Here is a 19,664-nt window from a genome sequence, read left to right on the forward strand (position 1 = left end):
CCCGGGCCCGCGCGGGGGCATGCGCCAGGATGGGCCCATGCGAATCGCGGTCACCGGTTCCACCGGACTCATCGGCACTGCGCTCACCCGGTCGCTGCGCGCCGAGGGACACGACGTCCTCCGGCTCGTGCGGCGCCCCGCCTCCGCCGCCGACGAGGTCACCTGGCATCCACAGGAGGGCCACGTCGAGACCGCGGGACTCGTCGGCTGCGAAGCCGTCGTCCACCTCGCGGGCGCCGGCGTCGGCGACCGCCGCTGGACGGAGGCGTACAAGCGCGAACTCCGCGACAGCCGGGTGCGGGGCACCCGCACGCTGGCCACCGCCCTCGCCACGCTGGAGAACCCGCCGCACACCCTGCTGCTCGGTACGGCGATCGGGTACTACGGCGACACCGGGAACCGCGCCGTCGACGAGTCGGCAGGGCCCGGCGACGGCTTCCTCGCCGACCTGTGCCAGGACTGGGAGGCCGCGGCCAGGCCGGCGACGGACGCGGGCATCCGCACCGTGTCGGCACGCACCGGCCTGGTCGTCGCCCGCGGCGGCGGCGCGTGGGGACGGCTCTTCCCGCTCTTCCGCGCCGGGCTCGGCGGGCGCCTCGGCACGGGCCGCCAGTACTGGAGCCACATCGCCCTGCACGACCACGTGGCGGCCCTCCGCTTCCTGCTCAACCACGCCGACCTCTCCGGTCCCGTCAACCTGACGGCCCCCCACCCCGCCACCAACCGGGAGGTCACCGCCGCCATGGGTCGCGTACTGCACCGCCCCACTCCCTTCGCGGTGCCCGCGCCCGCCCTGCGGTTCGCGCTCGGCGAGTTCGCCGGGGACGTGCTCGGCAGCCAGCGGGTGCTGCCCCGCAGGCTGCTCGACGCCGGTTTCCGGTTCGCCTTCCCCGACGTGACCGCGGCCATCAGGGCAGCGCTGTGACCCTCCCGTCCTCCCGGGCGCCCGCGGCCATGCATCCGGGCGCCCCCCGCGCGACGTACCGCGCACGCTGTTCCCACACCAACCCTCGAACACGGGTATGAGCCACGCGCACCGGGGCATCAGGCAATGAGCAACCGGACCCGCACGCCGTCGACGTCGGGAGGGACAGTGCCGATCAGCAGCGCACAGACGAACCGCGCAGGCACGGGTGGTGGGCCTCGGGCGGACGAAGTCGGCCGGGAGCAGACCGCGGACGTGGTCGTCGTGGGTGCCGGCCTGGCCGGGCTGACGGCCGCCTACCGGCTGACCCGCGCGGGCCTGCGCGTCGTCGTCCTGGAGGCGGCGCCCCGGGCCGGGGGACGGCTCGCGACCGACGTGGTGGACGGCTACCGCCTCGACCGCACGCCCGGGGTGCTGGACCTGGCCCAGGACGGTGCGGCGTTCGCTGGGCTGCCCGCGCTGGACGCGCTCGACCTGCGCCCGTTCGCGCCGGGCGCGCTGCTGCACTGCCAGGACCGTACGCACCGGGTCGCGGCACGGCCCTGGCCGCGCGGCGCAGGGCGCGCACCGGACGGCGAGGGCCCGTATCCTCCGCAGGGCCCGCGAGGGGGCGAGGGTCAGGACTGCGCGCCCCGTACCGCGCGCCTCGACCGGCGCACGAGGGGCGCACAGAGTGCGCGAGGCGCGCTGTCGACCGCCCGCGCACTTGGCGGCGCGCGCAGCCGCGCCGACATGTCCGACGCGTTCGGGCTGGCACGGCTGCGCGGGGCGCTGGGCCGCTTCGCTTCGGCCCCCGCGCAGGGGCTGCTGCTGCGCCCCGAACTGACGGCAGCCCAGGCGCTGTCCGCGCGCGGGCTGCCGTCCCGGGCGGCGCGGACGCTGATGCGTCCGCTGCTGACGGCGCTGCTGTCCGACCCGGAGCTGACGACCTCCAGCCGGGTCGCCGACCTGACACTGCACGGCTTCGTCCGCGGCGGCCTGGGCGTCCCCGCGGGCGGTCAGGCCCAGGTCTGCGCACTGCTGGCCGCGGCGCTGCCACCGGGCACGGTACGCACAGGTGTCCGGGTGACCTCGGTGAGCACGCACGCCGTCGGGACCGAGCGGCACGGCACGTATCCGTGCGAGGCGGCGCTGGTGGCCACCGGTGCCCGGTCGGCCGCCGGCCTGCTGCCGGGGCTCAGGGTGCCGGACTTCCACCCGGTGACGGTGTTGCACCACGCCGTGGAGGAACGGCTGCCGACCGGCGCGGCGGGCGCCTCCTTCACGGTGTGCGCGCAGCGGCGGGGCGGTGCGGGGTCGGGCGCGGGGGAAGCCGGGGCCGAGACCGATCCGGTGAGCCACACCTGGGTGGCGTCGGCCGTGGACCCCTCGCGCGCCGGTCACGGGCGCACGCTCGTCACGTCGGTGGTGCTGGGCGAGCGGTCGGCCTCCCCCGCCGCGGCGCTGGACAAGGCGGCACGCGCGCAACTGGCGGGCGTCTACGGCACGTCCACGGACCGGTGGGAGCTGCTGGCGGCGTACCACGACCCGGAGGCGGTCGTGGCGATGCCGGCCCCGCACGATCCCCGGCGTCCCGTGCGGGTGCTGTCGGGCCTCTACGTGTGCGGAGAGCACCGGGACACCAGTACGCCGCGTGGCGCGGTCGGTTCGGCGCAGCGCGCGACGGAGCAGATCCTGCGCGACTTCCGGCTGCCGGCGCCGCCGCCGGGAGCGGCGCAGGAAGAGACCGCAGCCTAATCGAACAGGCGTCCCGAACTCCGGGGTGACCAGCGGGTTTTGTCAGTGGGGGCGGGTAGAATTCAAGGAGTTGCCAGGGAGCGCACCGACGCATCGAAGGAGCCGTCGATGACTGCTGTCCGTACCCGTACCTCCCGTTCCCACACCCGCCCCACCGGCCGCCCGCGGCACCAGCAGCCGCAGCTGCCGGCCATGTCCACGCTGCCGACTCTGCCGAAGAAGCCGCTGCCGGCAGGGCGGCCGCGCGCGTGGTACGTGGCGCACAACCGCCAACTGAAGGCCATGCGCATCGCCATAGCCCTGCTCGACACCGGCGTCTACACCGCCGAGCAAGCCTGCGACCACACCATCCACGCGACGGCGCAGCGCATCGGCGTGCACCCGCCGTCGCCCGTCACCTGCCGCCTGGTCCGCTCGTTGCTGCCCTGAACACCGCTGCCCGCCCCGGAGAGCCCCCGGGGCGGGCCCGCAGGACGCCGTCGCAAAACCGCTGGCGTCACTACCATCCATGACTTACGGTCCTGACACGGACGAGCGGGCAGGGCCCGTGAGCCACGGAGGGAGCCTGGAATGGGGGCAGGGACGGTGGCGGGGAAGACGAGATGCGAGGCCGCGGCGCTGGCGGCGGCAGCGGTCACGGTCGTGCTGTGGGCCTCCGCGTTCGTCTCCATACGGAGCGCGGGCGAGCACTACTCCCCCGGCGCCATGGCCCTGGGCCGGCTCGGCGCCGGAGCCCTCGTGCTGTGCGCGGCGCTGCTGCTGCGGCGCGAGGGGCTACCGCCGCGGGCCGCGTGGCCCGGCATCGCCACCTCGGGCGTGCTGTGGTTCGGCGGCTACATGGTCGCTCTCAACTGGGGCGAACGCCTGGTCGACGCGGGGACGGCCGCGATGGTCGTCAACGTCGGCCCCATCCTGATGGCGCTGCTGGCCGGCCGGTTCCTCAAGGAGGGGTTCCCGCCCCGGCTGATGGCCGGCATCGCGGTCTCGTTCGCGGGCGCCGTGACCGTGGGCCTGTCCGTGTCGCAGGGCGGCGACTCCTCCCCGCTGGGAGTGGTGCTGTGCCTGCTGGCCGCCATCGCCTACGCCATCGGTGTCGTCAGCCAGAAGCCGGCCCTGCGGCACGCCTCACCACTCCAGGTCACCGCGTTCGGCTGCCTCATCGGGTTCGTCGCCTGCCTGCCCTTCAGCGGCCAACTCCTCACGCAGGCCGGCGACGCGCCGCTGCCGGCGACGCTCAACGTCGTCTATCTGGGCCTCTTCCCGACCGCACTGGCCTTCTCCACCTGGGCCTTCGCGCTCTCCCGCACCACCGCGGGCCGCATGGGCTCCACGACCTACGTGGTCCCCGTCCTCGTCGTGCTGATGTCGTGGCTCGCCCTGGACGAGGTGCCCGCCCTGATCACGCTCGCGGGCGGCCTACTGTGCCTGGCCGGAGTGGCGGTCTCCCGCTCGGGCCGCACCTCCCCCACCGCCCGGCGCCCCGAAGGGGCGCGGGGAACGGCGCGAGAAGCCACAACCGGCCCGCGGACCGCACACGGCGAACGGTCTCACCCCCGTGCCGGAACAGGCCCCCCGGAAGAAGCGCCGAGCGCGGGCCTGGCCGCCGACGTGCCCAGCCCCGCGGGGCCGTCGAACGGCCAGCCCGGCGCGTAGTGCCGCCGCAGGTCGCTCTCGGTGTAGCGGCGGCAGTCGCGGTGCCACACGAGGATGCCCGACATCCAGTTCTCCAGCTCGCGCACGTACCCGTCCAGCGCGGCCCGGCCGTCCTCGTCCAGGGCGAAGTCGTCGTAGAGCACGGGGAACTCGTGCGCCGCCACGTGCTGGAACTGCCTGATGCGGGAGGTCATCAGGTCGTCGACGATGCGCAGCGCCGTCGGGTAGTCGCAGTCGAAGAAGTCGCGGACGACGAGCAGCCCGTTGTGGATCTCCCCCTCGTACTCGATCTCCTTCTGGTACGAGAAGACGTCGTTGAGCAGGCAGGCGTAGTCGGCCGCCGCGTTCTCCAGCGACTTCATGGGGCCGCTGCGGTAGATCTCCGCGGGGATGCTGTCCGGATGGGCCAGCCGGCACAGGCTCATCGTCAGGTCGGAGCCGAAGGTCCTGCGCCGCATCTCGACGTAGTCGACGGGGTCGGGGATGCGGTTGGCCGCCTGGTTGCCCAGCTCCCACAGCCAGCTCTCCGCCATGGTCTCGATGGCCGCGCGGAAGCGGCGGCGCTTGGCCACGGACATCGGGCCCGCCGTGCGCGCCCACAGGTCGGCCAGCGAACGCTCCAGCGGGCCGGCGGGTGGCGGAGCGGGCTCGCCCTCGACGGGCATGAACAGCGACAGGCGCTCGGTGCACTCCTTGGCGCCCGCCAGGTCGCGGGTGCGGCCGAAGCGGACCGGATAGTAGTCGTCGCCCCACGTGCCCCAGGCCAGCCAGGCGGAGGAGAGGTCGAGTTGGTCCCGGGTGGCGTCGGGGTGAATGCCGGCGGCGCACAGCGGCAGGTCGTTGTCGCGGATCAGCTCCTCGTCCCACACCCGGCCGCCCGGCACGTCAGGCTGCCAGTCCAGCAGCCCCATCGCGCGGGCCCAGGTGACGACCCGTTCGCGCGCGCCGTCCAGGTGGGGGCTGAGCTGAGGCGTGAAGGGCATCTCGAAGGCGGGCAGCACCGAGGGGCCCGTGCGCTCGTGCGGTACGTGGGTGAAGGAGCGGACGCGCTGCGGGGCGGTGCGCGCGATGCTGGCGAGGATGTCCGTCGCGGAGGTGCCCAGACCCTCGGGGACGAACGGCAGGCGGGCGGCTGCCGGGCCCGTGTCCCCGGCGGCGGCCGCGCCGCCGTTCATGTAGCGGCTGGAGCGCATGTGCCACTCGTGGCCGCCGGACTGCCAGTCCTGGAGCCCCTTGACGTACGCGGCGACGGCGGCCTGCTCCGCCGGGTCGAGGCCCTTGTCGGCGCAGAGCGCGGGCAGTTCGGTCAGTGCGGTGTGCTCGAACTGCTGGAGGCGGGAGGTCAGCAGGTCGTTGACCGCCTCGGCCGACTCCTGGGTGGTGCAGTCCAGGAACGTCTCCAGGACGAGGACGCCGTTGGACAGCTCGCCCTCGTCCCCGATCTCGCGCTCGTAGGAGAACAGGTCGTTGCGCAGGTGGACGGCGTCGGAGAAGGTGTCGCGCAGCACGCACAGCGGGCGGGATCCCGCGACGGCGGCGGGCACCTCGGCGTGCGCGGCGAACTCCACGAGCCCCGCCGACCAGGGGGCGCCGCCGACCTTGCGGCGCATCTCGATGTACTCGACCGGGTTCGGCACCCGGCCGATGTTGATGTTGGACAGCTCCCACAGCGACTCGTTGAGCAGGTTCTCGGTGCTCACGGCGAACCGGGCGCGCCAGTCACGGGACATCGACGGCACGGTGCGCGCCCACAGGTCGGCCAGCCCGGCCTCGACCGGGTTGGTGGCCTCGGGCACCGCCGCGGTGTCCTCCAGCGGCATGAACAGCGGGAGCCGGTCCAGGTACGCCTTGCCGCCCGCGCGGTCCTGGGTGCGCTTGAACATCTCCAGGAAGTGGTCGTCGAAGAAGAAGACCCACACGTACCAGTCGGTGACCAGCGCCAGGTCGTCCTCGCTCGCGTCCGGGTGCGTGTAGGCGCACAGCAGCGCGTAGTCGTGCGCGTCCAGGTCCGCGGTGTCCCATACCCCGGAGCCCTCCAGCATCCCCTGCCGCGCCGCCCACTCGCGGGAGTGGGCCCGTGCCGCTTCCAGGTGCGGGTTGAGGCGGGCCGGGTACGGCACGTAGAAGTCGGGCAGTTCGAAGGGTTGCGACAACGTCCGGTCCCCCAGTCGCTCGATTGGCTGGCGGACTTGGCCTACCCGGGGCGAAGCGATCGACATCCTTTTTCACCCGGACGTGGGACACGGCGCGGACAGTGCCGTGACGAGGCTGTCGAACAAATCCCGTGGTGGGCGGGGAGGTTGGGCTGCTAGGTTCGCGAACGTGGCGAAGCTGAATCAGATCATCGCAGTCGAGAAGGGCGTCAAGTCCAAGGTGGCCCAGGACCTGGCGCAGGCGCAGCACGGGCTGGGGAAGCCGCAGATGCTCGCCGGTATCTCGCGTACGTACCAGCCCAAGGACGAAGAGGGCGAGCAGCTTCCGCCGGAGTCGACGCGGGTGCAGGTCAAGGCCGAGGATGTGCTGAAGGAAACGGCGAAGATCCTCACGCGGCTGTTCGACGTGACGGCGACGAAGGACTGGTCGAACCTCACGGCCCGCGCGGACATCGCCGTCGACGGGCGCACCGTGCTCGCCGAGGTGCCGGTCTCCTACCTGCTCTTCCTGGAGAAGCAGCTCGGCGAACTGGGCACCTTCCTGCGCAGGCTGCCCGTGCTGGACGGCGCGGAGGCCTGGGAGCGGGACCCGTCCACGGACTGGTGGAAGACCGAGCAGGTCCGTACGGTCCGTACCAAGAAGGTGCCGCGCAACCACGTGAAGGCGGAGGCCACCGAGAAGCACCCGGCCCAGGTCGAGGTCTACTACGAGGACATCCCCGTCGGGTACTGGACGACGGTCAAGTACTCCGGCGCCCTTCCCGCGCGGCGCGTCAACGAGCTGCTGGAGCGGCTGGAGAAGCTCTCCGCCGCGGTGAAGTTCGCCCGCGAGGAGGCCAACGCCACGGAGGTGACCGACCAGCGCGTCGGAGACGCCGTCTTCGGCTACCTCTTCTCCTGAGCACTTCTCCTGACCGCTCAGGTGTGCCGAGCGCGCACCGACACCCTCAGACTCCCCGGGCAAAGATTCAGACTCTTGCCGCCCGGGGTGCGCCAGGAGCGCAAAGCTGAAACTGAAGCTGATGTGTGAACCCCCGGCGGCACTGCCACAGTCAGGCCCCGGTCAGTCTCAACCTCTCGCTCCACGCTCAGCATCGCCGTTCATCGTCCGGCAACCGGGGCGGTGACGACCTCGAGACGCCGGTTCGAACCCGGCCGGCCGTTCTTCGTGCGGCCGTGGTGGAGTGGCTCCACGCGAGGACATCGCCGAACGATCCGCCCATCAACCGCTGGGGACGTGCGAACGAACGGCACCCAGGACCCCGGGGCCGGGCAAAGCCCCGGGGTCCCTTCTGTCACTTCTCCCCCCTTCCTCCCCCTAGCGCCCCCTAGCACCCCCTAGCACCCCCTAGCTCCCCCTAGCTCCCCCTGACTCCGGTCCGCTGACCGCGTGGTACGTTGCAGCCGCCAGTCAAACCCTTGAACGGGTCAGGGAATCCGGTGCGAATCCGGAGCTGACGCGCAGCGGTGTGGGACTGGGGTGTGCACGAGGCCACTGGGGCGCGGTCCCTGGGAAGGCGCACACTCCGAGAGTCCCGAGTCCGAAAACCTGCTGGCACCCGCACTCCGGGACCTCGGAGGCGGTGGCACGCCGGGCTCCGCGACTGAGCCTTACGACGGAGAAGGACACAGCTGGCCATGCGCCGAACGCGCCGTGGGGCCCTGCGGGCCGCGGTTCCCGCCCTCGCCCTCACCCTCCTGCCGGCCGTCGCGGGCTGCGGAACGGCGCCCCCGCCGGGAACCGCCGCGGACAAGGCCGGGCAAGCGGGCTCTCCGCGCACCCTGCACAACTGCGGGCACGAGGTCGCCCTCAAGCACCGCCCCCAGCGCGCCGTCTCGCTCGACCAGGGCTCGACGGAGATCCTGCTGGCCCTCGGCCTCGCCGACCGCATGGCGGGCACCGGCACCTGGACCGACCCGGTGATGAAGGGGCTGGAGAAGGAGAACGCGAAGGTGGAGCGGCTGGCCGACGGCTACCCGGCCATGGAGAAGGTGCTCTCCGAAGAACCCGACCTGGTGACCGCCTCGTTCTCCGCCACCCTCGACAAGGGCGGGGTCGCCCCGCGGGAGAAGTTCGCCGGCCTGGGCGTGCCCACCTACCTCTCCCCCGCCGACTGCGCCAAGAAGTCCGGGTCGAACGGCGACGGAGCGCGCCGCGCGCCGCTGACCATGGACACCGTCTACGGCGAGGTCCGCGACCTGGCGAAGGCGTTCGGTGTCCAGGAGCGCGGTGAAAGGCTCGTCGCGGACCTCCGGGCCAGGATGCGGAAGGCTACGGAGGGCGTGGACGCGCACGGCACCTCCGTCATGTACTGGTTCGCCAACTCCGAGTCCCCCTACGTGGCCGGCTGCTGCGGGGCGCCGGGCGTCATCACGCGGGCGGTCGGCGCCGAGAACGCCTTCGCCGGCACGCACGACGAGTGGCCGCAGGTCGGCTGGGAGGCCGTGGCAGACCGCGACCCCGACGTCATCGTGCTGGGCGACCTGACCCGCGAGAACCAGACCGCCGAGACGGCGAAGGCCAAGATCGAGAAGCTGGAGTCCGACCCGGTCACCCGCCACATGACGGCGGTGCGCCACAAGCGGTACGTGCTGCTGCCAGGGGCGGCGATGAACCCCTCGATCCGCACCGTCGAGGGGGTGGAGAAGGTCGCACGCGGTCTGCGGGACCTCCACCTCACGGAGCACGCGAAGTGACCGCAGGGCCCATCCTGCGGTCGGCCGCGCCAGGTGCGGGGCGCTCCCGGCGGTGGACGCTCGCGCTGCGCAGCGGGCGGGGCACCGCCGTCGTGTGCGTGCTCGGGGTGGCGGCCTGCGCGGTGTCGGTCGCGCTGGTCATCACCGTCGGGCAGGCGGGGATCGGCGTGGCCGACGTGTGGCGCGTCGTCGTCGCGCGGCTGGGCGGAGCGGACGCCGGGCTCACCCCGATCCGCGAGGGCATCGTGTGGGAACTGCGGCTGCCGCGCGCGCTGCTGGCCGCCGTGTGCGGTGCCGGTCTCGGGCTGTGCGGTGCGGTGCTCCAGTCCTTGCTGCGCAACCCGCTCGCCGACCCGTTCGTGCTGGGCGTCTCCTCCGGCGCCTCGACGGGCGCGGTGAGCGTGGTCGTCCTCGGCGTCGGCGGCGGGGCGCTCTCCCTGTCGGCCGGCGCCTTCGCCGGCGCCGCCCTCTCCTTCGCGCTGGTGCTGCTGCTCGCGCACACCTCGGGCGGTACGACGGACCGCGTACTGCTGTCGGGTATCGCCGCCATGCAGCTCTTCTCGGCGCTGACCTCGCTGATCGTCTTCCTCTCCGCCGACGCCGAGCAGACCCGCGGGGTGCTGTTCTGGCTGCTGGGCTCGCTCGGTTCCGCGGGCTGGGGCGAGGTGGCCGTGGGCTGCGGGGCGCTGGCGCTCGCCCTGGTGGTGTGCCTGGCGCGGGCCCACGCGCTGGACGCCTTCGCCTTCGGGCCCGAGGCGGCGGCCGCGCTGGGTGTGCGGGTGCGGCGGCTGCGGCTGACGCTGCTGCTGGTGACAGCACTGCTGACGGCCGTCCTGGTCAGTTCGGCGGGCGCCATCGGCTTCGTCGGGCTGGTGCTGCCGCACGCGGCGCGCGCACTGACCGGGCCCGCACACCGGCGGCTGCTGCCGGTCACCGCGCTGCTGGGCGCCGTGTTCCTGGTCTGGGTGGACACCGCGGCGCGCACCCTGCTGGCCCCGCGCGAGCTGCCCGTCGGAGTGGCGACCTCGCTGCTCGGCGTGCCGGCTTTCGTGCTGATCCTGCACCGGGGGCGGCGCGGCCGCAGCACCCACGACGCGGCGGGGGCGGGCCTGTGAGCCTGAGCGCACAGAACGTCTCGTGGCGGGCCGGCGGACGGCTCGTCGTCGACGGGGTGAGCCTGGACCCGTGCCCCGGGCAGACCGTGGGGCTGCTGGGCCCCAACGGGTCGGGCAAGTCGACGCTGCTGCGGCTGCTGGCCGGCATCAGGGCCACCGCCTCCGGAGTGGTCGCCCTCGACGGCAGGCCGCTGCGCGAGGTCGGCCGCAAGGCCGTGGCGCGGCGGGTCGCGGTGGTCGAGCAGCACGCCGAGACGGGTGTCGAGCTGACCGTCGGGGACGTGGTGCGACTGGGCCGCATCCCGCACCCCGGCGCCTGGACGGGGCCACGGGCCGAGGACGAGGCGGCCGTACGGGAAGCGGTGGAGCGCACCCGGCTGGCCGACCGGCTCGACCAGCCCTGGCACAGCCTCTCGGGCGGCGAGCGGCAGCGGGTGCAGATCGCCCGCGCGCTGGCTCAGCGGCCGAGCGAGCTGCTGCTGGACGAGCCCACCAACCACCTGGACGTGCGCCACCAGTTGGAGCTGCTGGCCCTCGTCGCCCGCAGCCCGGTCACCAGTGTGGTCGCGCTGCACGATCTGAACCTGGCGGCGATGTTCTGCGACCACCTGGTGGTGCTGCGCCGGGGCCGGGTGGAGGCGGCGGGCCCGCCGGGCGAGGTGCTGACCCGGGAGCTGATCGCCCAGGTGTACGGGGTGCGCTCGGTGGTGACCGCCGAAGGCCCGGGCGGGCGGCCCTCGGTGCGGTTCCTGCCCGAGGAGGAGACGGAACCGGGGAACACTGCGGAGGAGGCCTCATGATCCGGACCAGACGGGCGGATACGGCACGCGCCGCGACCAGGCGGGCCGGTGCGGGACGCGCCGTGCGCGGGCTGCTCACCGCGCTGCTGCTGATACCGCTGGCCGCGTGCGGGAGCGGCACCCGTGCCGACGGCGCCACGGGCGAGGGCGCGCCCGAAGGGTTCCCTTACACGGTCACCAACTGCGGTGTGAAGACGACCTTCACGGCGCCGCCCGAGCGGGCCGTGACCATGAACCAGCACGTCACCGAGGTCCTGCTCGCCCTCGGCCTGCAGGACAGGATGGCCGGCACCGCCTACCTGGACGACGCGATCCTCCCCCGCTACCGCAAGGCGTACGAGGGCGTGAAGGTGCTGGCCGGCAAGTACCCCTCCAAGGAGGTGCTGCTGGCCGCCAACCCCGACTTCGTCTACGGCGGATACGCCAGCGCCTTCGACAAGACGGAGGGCCGCGACCGGGCCGCGCTCGAAGACGGCGGCGTCTCCACGCGCCTGAACCTGGAGGCGTGCACCGACCACACGGACATCGCCACCCTCCACAAGGAGATCCGCCAGGTGGCCCGCGTCTTCGGAGTGCCCGAGCGCGGCGAGGCCCTCATCGCGGCGCAGGACAAGCAGTTGGCCGCCACCGCGAAGCGGCTCGAGGACACCGGGAAGACGCGGGTCTTCGTCTACGACAGCGGCGAGGGCTCGGCGTTCACCGCGGGCGGCACCGGCATCGGCAACGAGATCCTGCGCAGAGCCGGTGCCCGCAACGTCTTCGCCGACGTCGACAAGCCCTTCGCCGACGTCTCCTGGGAGAAGGTCGTGCAGCGCGCGCCGGACGTCGTGGTGCTCTACGACTACGGCGGGACGACTCTCGCCCAGAAGAAGAAGCGGCTGCTTCAGGATCCGGCGCTGGCCGACGTGCCCGCCATCAAGCACCGGCGGTTCGCGGTACTGCCGCTCTCCTCCGCTGTGCTGGGCCCGCGCGTCCCCGAAGCGGTGGACGACCTGGCACGCCAACTCCACCCGCGACACAACGGTGCCTGAGCCCGTGCCCCGCACCTCACCGCTGCGGCGCACCCTGGTGTGCGCCGCGCTGGCCGCCGTGCTGCTCGCCGGCGCCGTCGCCGGACTGGCCCTCGGCTCGGCGCGCATCCCCGTCAGCGAGGTGCTGGCCGCGTTGACGGGCCGCTCAGGTCCTTCGCCCTTCACCACGATCGTGCTGGACGTGCGGCTGCCCCGGGTGCTGCTGGCCGCCGTCGTCGGCGCCGGACTCGCCCTGGTGGGCGCGGTGTTGCAGGCACTGGTGCGCAACCCGGTGGCCGATCCCTACCTGCTGGGCATCTCCTCCGGCGCCTCGACGGGCGCCGCGCTCGTCGTCGTGTTCGGGATCGGCGCCGTCTCGATGTCCGCGGGCGCGTTCGCCGGGGCGATGGTGGCGCTGCTCGTCGTGTACGCCATGGCGCGGCGCGGCGGCACGATGACGACGGGACGGCTGGTGCTGGCCGGGGTCGCGGTGCAGTACGTGCTCTCCGCGCTGACGAGCCTGGTGCTGGTGACCTCCTCCGAGAAGGAACACCTGCGCGCCCTCCTCTTCTGGACTCTCGGCGGGCTCGGCCAGGCCCGCTGGGACACCCTGGCGCTGCCCGCGCTGGTGCTGCTGGCAGGGCTGGCACTGCTGCTGGCGCTGGCCAGGCCGCTGGACCTGCTGCTGGCCGGCGAGGAGGGCGCCACCACGCTCGGCCTGGAGGTGGGCCGCTTCCGCGCCGCCGCGTTCGTCCTGGCGTCCCTGGTCACCGCGGTGCTGGTGACGGCGAGCGGCTCCATCGGGTTCGTCGGCCTGATGGTGCCGCACGCGGCCCGGATGGTCGTCGGCGCCGCGCACCGCGCCCTGCTGCCCGTCGCCGCGCTGGGCGGAGCCGCCTTCCTGGTGCTGGCCGACCTGGCCGCCCGCACGGTCGCGGCCCCGCAGGAGATTCCCGTCGGCGTGCTGACGGCGCTGACCGGCGGCCCGTTCTTCCTGTGGCTGCTGCGCCGCTCCCAGCGCGGCGAGGGGGCGTGGGCATGACGCGCGCCTGCGCGCTGCGCGCCGAGGAGGTCACCTACGAGGTGGAGCAGGGGCGCGCCCTCCTCCAGGAGGTGACGCTCCAGGCGCGGCCCGGCGAGACCGTCGGGATCGTGGGCCCCAACGGCAGCGGCAAGACCACCCTGCTGCGGTGCGTCTACGGCACCCTGCGCCCCACACGGGGCAGGATCCTGCTCGACGGCGACGACGGCGCGGCACTGAGCGCCAAGGCACGGGCCCGCAAGGTGGCGGTCGTACCGCAGGACGGTGGCGGCGGATTCGGGCTGACCGCGCGGCAGGTCGTGGCGATGGGCCGCTCCCCGCACAAGCGGTTCTGGGAGGGCGACACCGCGCGGGACGCCGCCCAGGTGGCCGAGGCGCTGGAGCACGCGGGCGCCGCCGCGCTGGCCGCCCGCCCGTTCGAATCGCTGTCCGGCGGCGAGCGGCAACGCGTCCTGGTGGCCCGCGCGCTGGTCCAGGGCCCGGGGCTGCTCGCCCTGGACGAACCGACCAACCACCTGGACGTGCGCTACCAGTGGGAGCTGCTGACGCTCGTACGGGACCTGCCCGCCACGGGGCTCCTCGCCCTGCACGACCTCAACCTCGCCGCCTACTTCTGCGACCGGCTGTACGTGCTGGACGCCGGGCGGACGGTGGCGTCGGGGCCGCCCGGCGAGGTGCTGACCGAGGAGCTGCTGGCCCGGGTGTACGGGGTGCGTGCCGAAGTGCGCGTGCACCCCCGTACCGGCGCGCCGACCGTGGTCTACCTGCCGCCGGACCTGGAGGACGTACGCCGATGAGCGCCCCGTACGAGCCCGTGCTCGTGGACGAGTTGACCGCGCTGTCCGCCCTGACCGACCTGGCGTCCACGTACGGCCCGCGCTACCACATGCTGCCGGGCGAACCGACCGGGCCCGAGGCCCGGTCGGAGACCTGGCTGCCCGCCGACCGGCTGCTGGCCCCTTACGCCGACGGGGGCGCTCGGGGGTGCGGCGGCGGTGGCGCCCGGGGGCGCGCCGACGGGGGCGCTCGGGGGTGCGGTGCCGGGGTGGGCGGCGGCGGGGAGCTGTCGCGGCTGCTCGGCGCCGAGTGGCGGGGCAGCGGCCACCGCACCGCGCACGCGGCGGCCCTCACCCTCGTCGCCGTCTACGCGGGGCGGGTGACGGCGGCGGCGATGCTGGGCTGGGTGCTGCACGGCGGCGTGTGGGACGTACGGCCGCACAACGTGCTGGTGCGTCCCGGCAGCCACGGCATCACGGGGGTGCGGCTGCGTGAGCCGCGGCTGCTCGCCGCCCCTGCCCGGGAGCGGGCCGCCACTTTGCCCGCGCTCCACGAGGCGGTGCTGAACACCCACCTGCTGCCGCTCGCCCGCGCGCTGCACGGCGCCACCAGAGCGGGGCTGCGGCAGCTGTACGGCGGCGTCGCACACGGCTGTGCGACGGCGCTGAGCGCGGCGGCTCCCCGGCCGAGCGCGGAACTGGCCGCGCTCTGGGCGAAGTTCGTCCGGCCCCTCCCCGGGCTCGCCCGGCTCGGTGACCTCGCCGAGGTCACCCACCGCGACGGCAGCCGCCGCCTCCACTACCTGCGCAACACCTGCTGCCTCTACTACACCAGCGCCGAGGCGGTCCGCTGCGCCAGCTGCTGCCTCACCCCGCGTGCGGAACGCCTACGGGCGTACGCGGCCCGGTGACCCCCGGGCGCCGCAGACCGCCCGGGGGGGCTCGCCCGCCCCCGGGCGGTCTGCGGCGCCCGGAAGCTGCTCAGGGCAGGTCGGTGCGCCCCAGCCAGGCCGGTTTCACCGGCACCCCGTCGGTGTACCGCTCCGGCGAGGGGGCGGGCGTCGGTTCGGGCTCCGGTGCGCTCCGGTCCGGGGCCGCCGTCTCCTGTGGTGCGTCGGAGTCCTCGACCAGTTCCGCGATCGAGTACCGCGTGCAGAAGGACTCCCAGGACCCCGTCACCACCAGCAGGTAGCCGTCCCGCTCCCTGAACAGCCGACGGCGCTTGGGGTTCCACGGGCGCGACGGCTCGTAGCGCCGCGCGCGGCTCCGCAACTCGGCCAGCGCCTCCTCGCGGGTCCCGTCGAAGTGTCCGAGCAGCTCCGGCATCAGGTACTTGTGCTGCCCCGCCCCCCTGCTCGCCTCCCTCATGAGGCCCCATGTCGGCATGTGTTCCCCTCCCGTGGCTCACGGCCAGCCTAGGGCTGGTCCCACAGCCCGGTGCTGCGGGCCCCGACGCGCCCTGACAGCCGCGCGACCGCCTCGTCGGCCGGCATCGGGGCCAGGCGCCGACCGTCGCGCAGGCGCAGGGCGACGGCGTGGGCAGCGGCCTCGCGCTCCCCGATGACCGCCTGGTACGGAACGAGCCGGTCCGCGCGGATCCTGGCCGAGAGACTCCCCGCCTCAGGTCCTGCGACCCTGGCCCGCAACCCCGCGTCGTCACAGCGGCGTACGACGTCCTCGGCCTCGCCGAGCTGCCCGTCGGCGACCGGCAGAGCGACCACCTGCACGGGGGCCAGCCACGCGGGGAACGCTCCCCCGTGCACCTCGATCAGCTGGGCGACGGCGCGCTCGATGCTGCCGATGACGGCGCGGTGCACCATGACGGGCCGGTGCCGGGCGCCGTCGGCGCCGACGTAGCGCAGGTCGAAGCGTTCGGGCTGGTGGAAGTCGACCTGGACGGTGGAGAGGGTCGCCTCACGGCCCGCCGCGTCGGCGACCTGCACGTCGATCTTCGGCCCGTAGAAGGCGGCCTCGCCCTCGACCGCCTCGTACGGCAGCCCCGTCCGCTCCAGCACGTCGGCCAGCACAGCGGTGGACCGCCGCCACCCCTCGGGCGCCGCCACGTACTTGCCGCCGGGCCCCGGCAGTGAGAGGCGGTAGCGGGCGGCGGAGATGCCCAGCGCACGGTAGGCGTCGCGGATCATCTCCAGCGCGGCATGCGCCTCGTCGGCGACCTGGTCGAGAGTGCAGAAGATGTGCGCGTCGTTGAGCTGGATCGCCCGTACGCGGGTGAGCCCGCCCAGCACCCCGGACAGCTCGGAGCGGTACATGCCGCCGAGTTCGGCGAACCGCAACGGCAGCTCACGGTAGCTGTGAGCGCGGGAGCGGTAGAGAACGGCGTGGTGCGGGCACAGGCTGGGCCGCAGCACCACCTGTTCGCCGTCGCCCAGCTCCATGGGCGGGAACATGGCGTCGGCGTAGTGCGACCAGTGCCCGGAGGTCTCGTAGAGTTCGCGTTTGCCCAGCACCGGTGAGTACACGTGGCGGTATCCGGCGCGGCGTTCGGCCTCCGTGATGTACTCCTCCACGGCGTGCCGGACGGCCGCACCGTCCGGCAGCCAGTACGGCAGTCCCGCGCCGATGAGCGGGTCGGTGTCGAAGAGGGCCAACTCGCGGCCCAGGCGGCGGTGATCGTGCTGTGCGGTGTTCATCCGGGCTCCCTGGTTCTTCGGGGCCGGGCCGCCACGTGGGCCGCCACCACGACGAAGCCCCGGGCGCTCGGCCCGGGGCTTCGTCGTTCAGTACGTCACTCAGCGCGCCGGGGCCTGCTCCGGCGTCGTCGTCAGGGCAATGCGTGCGTCGGCACTGCGCGGGGCGCGGTTCATGCCGTCGAACGTAACAGCGGGGCGGGCGGCGCGCACCCGGTTTCCGGCCGCACCGTCAGGGTGCGGCCGGAAGCCGGCGCCGGGCCGCCTCGAAGGTGTCGCCGACACCGGAGTTGAAGGCCAGGGCCGCACCGGGAGCGTGTTCGCGGACCAGGTTGACGACCTGCTCGAAGAAGAGCAGCGCGCCTTCCGGCTTGCGGATGCCGCCCCCGATGACGACCACGTCCCACTCCCGCTCGGTCAGCGCGGCCACCGCCACCGAGACGGCCGACGCGTCGGCGGGCAGCAGCGTCACCGACGCGTCGAGTGCGTGGTCGGCGAACCGGGCCAACTCCCCATCGAGCGCCACCCGGAGTGGCGCACCGTCCGTACCGGGTACCGCGTGCGGATCGAATCCGAGAATGAGCACACTGGACATGCGCACCATGGTGCACCAGCGGTGTGAGGGCCGGGGCCGGGTTTCGTGCACAGGTGCGGGACAGGATGGACGGCCGTGCCGGGCGGCTGGGTACGATCGGCGCACTGCCCGAGCACCACGGCAGGAGTCACATGTACGGGGGATCTCGTGTTCGGAATCGTCAGGCCGTGTCAGCACCGGCTGTCCGAGGGGCTGCGGGCCGAGTGGATGGCGCACCTGTGCGGGCTGTGCCTGGCACTGCGGGGTGACCACGGGCAGTTCGCACGGGTGGTGACCAACTACGACGGCCTCCTCGTCTCCGTCCTCACCGACGCGCAGACCGGCCGCGCCGACGCGGCCCGCCGCACCGCGGGGCCCTGCCCCCTGCGCGGCATGCGCACGGCGTCCGTCGCGCAGGGCGAGGGCGCGCGGCTGGCCGCCTCCGTCTCCCTGGTGCTGGCCTCGGCGAAGGTGCGGGACCACATAGCCGACCGGAACGGGATGCTGCGCCGCCGTCCCGTGGCCGCCGCCGCCCGTCGGATAGCGGCGGGCTGGGACAGGGCCGGCGCCCGCGCGGGCGGGACCCTCGGCTTCGACACCGCGGTCCTGGTGGACGCCGTTGACCGGCAGACCGGTATCGAGCACGCCTCGGGCCCCGGCACGCCGCTGACGACGGTGACCGAGCCGACCGAGACCGCGACCGCGGCGGCGTTCGCGCACACCGCGATCCTCGCGGGCAAGCCGGGCAACGCCGCGCCGCTGGCCGAGGCGGGCCGCCTCTTCGGACGCCTGGCCCACCTCCTGGACGCCGTTGAGGACCGCTACCAGGACGCGGCCGAAGGCGCCTGGAACCCCCTGACGGCGACCGGCGCGACGGTGGCCGAGGCGCGGCGCCTGTGCGACGACGCCCTGCACGGCATCCGACTGGCCCTGCGCGACGTGGACTTCGCCGAGGCCAAGCTGGCCCACGTGCTGCTGGTGCACGAACTGCCGCGCGCGGTCGACCGCGCGTTCGGCACCACCCGGTGCGCCCACCCGGGCCCGGGCCAGGCACCGGGCCCGTACGACGGCAGCGGCAACCCGTACCACCAGAACCCGTACGGCCCCGGCCCCGGCCCCCACGGCCCGTACAGCCAGAACCCGTACGCGCAGAACCCGTACGGGGCCAACCCTTACGGCCAGGCACCGTACGGTCAGACGCCGCAGGGTCCGGGCGGGCGGCAGCACCCGCACCGGGGCGGCGGCGAGGTGCCGCCCGGCGGCGGAGGCGACGGCTGGGGCGGTTGGGGCGGCGGCGGCCCGGACGGCCCCGACGGCTCGGGCACCCCCGGCGGGCACCAGGGCCGCAAGCCCCCGCGTGGCTTCTGGGCCGGCTGCGCCGCCTTCATCGGCCTGTGCTGCACCTGCAAGCTGTGCTGCGCCGACGAGTACGAGGGCCCCTGGTCCCGCAAGAAGCGCGCGGGCTGCTGCGAGAAGTGCGAGTGCTGCGAATGCTGTGAGTGCTGCAGCTGCTGCGACTGCGGCCTCTGACTCCCGTCCCCCCCTGAGCCGGTGACGCCCGAATCGCCCAGCCCTCACACGCCGCCTCGTTCCGTTCGCCGGGAAACGGGGCACCCGCTCGGCAGGAGCGAACAGGGAGGGTCCGATGGACATGTCCGTATCCGGTGTCCGAGGACGCGGCGGCGCGCGGAAGGCGACCGTGCGGGCGAAGGCGCGGGCGCGGCCCGTGTTGGGCTGGGCGGCGCGGGCCGGGTTCGTGGGGCGCGGGTTCATCTATCTGCTGGTCGGCGTGCTGGCGCTGCAGGTGGCGTTCGCCGACGGGAAGAAGGGCGGCGGGCAGGCGGACCGCGGCGGGGCGCTGCAGGAGGTGGCCGGCAGGCCGTTCGGGGCGTTCGTACTGTGGGCGTTGGGGCTGGCGCTGGCGGGCATGGCGCTGTGGCGGCTGGCGGAAGCCGCCTGGGGTGTCAGCGAACCCGAGGGGCACAGGGTGCACAAGCGGCTGCTGTCGGCGGCGCGCGGGGTCTTCTACGGGTTCGTGGCCTACTCGGTGCTGGCGTTCGCCGTCGGCGACCGCGGCAGCGGCAGCGGCGCCTCCGACAAACAGTCGAGGGACGTGACGGCCGAGGTGCTGGGGCTGCCCGCCGGGCAGTGGCTGATGGGCGCGGTGGGCGCCGGCGTGGTCGTCGCCGGGGTGGTGATGGCCGGGCGCGCGGCACTGCGCACCTACCACGACCAGCTGCGGACGGGGCGGATGCCGCGCCGCGAGCGCAGGTTCGTCGACGTGACGGGTATCGCGGGCGGGGTGGCGCGCGGTCTGGTGTTCGCCGCCGCGGGCGTCTTCCTCCTGCGGGCCGCCTACGCGTACGAGCCGGAGAAGGCCAGGGGCATGGACGACACCCTGCGCTCGTTCACCGAGACTCCGGCGGGGCCCTGGCTGCTGGTCGCCGTCGCGGTGGGGCTGGGACTCTTCGGCCTCTACTCCTTCGGCGTCGCACGCTGGCGCAGGACCTGAGCCCACCGGTCGGAGCGGGCGA

Annotated in this window: 18 protein-coding genes and 1 riboswitch; of the genes, 14 read left to right on the forward strand and 4 right to left on the reverse strand. The window is 74.0% G+C overall.

Going from position 1 to position 19,664, the window contains the following annotated elements; genetic code table 11:
• Positions 1 to 37: 37 nt before the first annotated feature.
• From MMF93_RS09065 to MMF93_RS09080, 4 genes are all read left to right on the forward strand, one after another.
• Positions 38 to 925 (forward strand): TIGR01777 family oxidoreductase, encoded by an 888-nt coding sequence (locus MMF93_RS09065; RefSeq protein WP_341483240.1) that lies wholly within the window; start codon positions 38 to 40, stop codon positions 923 to 925.
• A gap of 126 nt (positions 926 to 1,051) precedes the next feature.
• Positions 1,052 to 2,662 carry an FAD-dependent oxidoreductase gene (locus tag MMF93_RS09070; RefSeq protein ID WP_423835381.1) on the forward strand — a complete coding sequence of 537 codons (1,611 nt, stop codon included), beginning with the start codon at positions 1,052 to 1,054 and terminating at the stop codon, positions 2,660 to 2,662.
• A gap of 192 nt (positions 2,663 to 2,854) precedes the next feature.
• A complete protein-coding gene (locus MMF93_RS09075) occupies positions 2,855 to 3,091 on the forward strand; it encodes a hypothetical protein (protein WP_242757397.1) in 237 nt (78 codons plus the stop codon).
• 141 nt (positions 3,092 to 3,232) lie between these two features.
• Positions 3,233 to 4,315 (forward strand): DMT family transporter, encoded by a 1,083-nt coding sequence (locus tag MMF93_RS09080; RefSeq protein WP_242750682.1) that lies wholly within the window; start codon positions 3,233 to 3,235, stop codon positions 4,313 to 4,315.
• Here the strand turns inward: MMF93_RS09080 and MMF93_RS09085 are convergent.
• Positions 4,210 to 6,468 (reverse strand): terpene synthase family protein, encoded by a 2,259-nt coding sequence (locus MMF93_RS09085; protein WP_242750683.1) that lies wholly within the window; start codon positions 6,466 to 6,468, stop codon positions 4,210 to 4,212. The two genes, MMF93_RS09080 and MMF93_RS09085, sit on opposite strands and share 106 nt — an antisense overlap.
• A 169-nt stretch (positions 6,469 to 6,637) precedes the next feature.
• Here MMF93_RS09085 and MMF93_RS09090 point away from each other — a divergent pair, with 169 nt between their 5' ends.
• From MMF93_RS09090 to MMF93_RS09125, 8 genes are all read left to right on the forward strand, one after another.
• Complete coding sequence (locus MMF93_RS09090) at positions 6,638 to 7,369, forward strand: DUF7873 family protein (protein ID WP_242750684.1); 732 nt, start codon at positions 6,638 to 6,640, stop codon at positions 7,367 to 7,369.
• A 490-nt stretch (positions 7,370 to 7,859) separates the two neighbouring features.
• Positions 7,860 to 8,039: riboswitch (cobalamin riboswitch) on the forward strand.
• Between the two features lie 67 nt (positions 8,040 to 8,106).
• A complete protein-coding gene (locus MMF93_RS09095; protein ID WP_242750685.1) occupies positions 8,107 to 9,165 on the forward strand; it encodes an ABC transporter substrate-binding protein in 1,059 nt (352 codons plus the stop codon).
• Positions 9,166 to 9,230: 65 nt separating this feature from the next.
• A complete protein-coding gene (locus MMF93_RS09100) occupies positions 9,231 to 10,280 on the forward strand; it encodes a FecCD family ABC transporter permease (protein WP_242757399.1) in 1,050 nt (349 codons plus the stop codon).
• Positions 10,277 to 11,080 carry an ABC transporter ATP-binding protein gene (locus tag MMF93_RS09105; RefSeq protein ID WP_242750686.1) on the forward strand — a complete coding sequence of 268 codons (804 nt, stop codon included), beginning with the start codon at positions 10,277 to 10,279 and terminating at the stop codon, positions 11,078 to 11,080. The genes MMF93_RS09100 and MMF93_RS09105 overlap by 4 nt, the downstream gene beginning before the upstream one ends.
• Entirely contained in the window at positions 11,077 to 12,111 is a 1,035-nt protein-coding gene (locus tag MMF93_RS09110; protein WP_242750687.1) for an ABC transporter substrate-binding protein, read from the forward strand. Before MMF93_RS09105 ends, MMF93_RS09110 begins: the two co-directional genes overlap by 4 nt.
• Positions 12,112 to 12,115: 4 nt before the next feature.
• Positions 12,116 to 13,132 carry a FecCD family ABC transporter permease gene (locus tag MMF93_RS09115; RefSeq protein ID WP_242750688.1) on the forward strand — a complete coding sequence of 339 codons (1,017 nt, stop codon included), beginning with the start codon at positions 12,116 to 12,118 and terminating at the stop codon, positions 13,130 to 13,132.
• Positions 13,129 to 13,929, forward strand: a complete 801-nt coding sequence (locus MMF93_RS09120; RefSeq protein WP_242750689.1) for an ABC transporter ATP-binding protein — start codon at positions 13,129 to 13,131, stop codon at positions 13,927 to 13,929. The genes MMF93_RS09115 and MMF93_RS09120 overlap by 4 nt, the downstream gene beginning before the upstream one ends.
• The gene (locus MMF93_RS09125) at positions 13,926 to 14,819 is read left to right on the forward strand and encodes a (2Fe-2S)-binding protein (protein ID WP_242750690.1); all 894 of its coding nucleotides are present in this window, start codon (positions 13,926 to 13,928) and stop codon (positions 14,817 to 14,819) included. The genes MMF93_RS09120 and MMF93_RS09125 overlap by 4 nt, the downstream gene beginning before the upstream one ends.
• A 70-nt stretch (positions 14,820 to 14,889) precedes the next feature.
• On the opposite strand, the gene MMF93_RS09130 is transcribed toward MMF93_RS09125, so the two are convergent.
• The 3 genes from MMF93_RS09130 to MMF93_RS09140 form a co-directional block, all read right to left on the reverse strand.
• Positions 14,890 to 15,294 (reverse strand): hypothetical protein, encoded by a 405-nt coding sequence (locus MMF93_RS09130; RefSeq protein ID WP_242750691.1) that lies wholly within the window; start codon positions 15,292 to 15,294, stop codon positions 14,890 to 14,892.
• A 29-nt stretch (positions 15,295 to 15,323) separates the two neighbouring features.
• Positions 15,324 to 16,559 carry a threonine--tRNA ligase gene (gene thrS / locus MMF93_RS09135; RefSeq protein ID WP_242750692.1) on the reverse strand — a complete coding sequence of 412 codons (1,236 nt, stop codon included), beginning with the start codon at positions 16,557 to 16,559 and terminating at the stop codon, positions 15,324 to 15,326.
• Between the two features lie 229 nt (positions 16,560 to 16,788).
• Positions 16,789 to 17,151 (reverse strand): hypothetical protein, encoded by a 363-nt coding sequence (locus MMF93_RS09140; protein ID WP_242750693.1) that lies wholly within the window; start codon positions 17,149 to 17,151, stop codon positions 16,789 to 16,791.
• 147 nt (positions 17,152 to 17,298) lie between these two features.
• Between MMF93_RS09140 and MMF93_RS09145 the strand changes: the two genes are divergently transcribed.
• Complete coding sequence (locus MMF93_RS09145) at positions 17,299 to 18,660, forward strand: DUF5685 family protein (protein WP_242750694.1); 1,362 nt, start codon at positions 17,299 to 17,301, stop codon at positions 18,658 to 18,660.
• 115 nt (positions 18,661 to 18,775) lie between these two features.
• Positions 18,776 to 19,642, forward strand: a complete 867-nt coding sequence (locus MMF93_RS09150; protein WP_423835382.1) for a DUF1206 domain-containing protein — start codon at positions 18,776 to 18,778, stop codon at positions 19,640 to 19,642.
• Positions 19,643 to 19,664 lie beyond the last annotated feature (22 nt).

The sequence above is a fragment of the Streptomyces tubbatahanensis genome (genome assembly GCF_022699385.1).
In the GTDB taxonomy this organism is placed as follows: Bacteria; Actinomycetota; Actinomycetes; order Streptomycetales; family Streptomycetaceae; genus Streptomyces; species Streptomyces diacarni.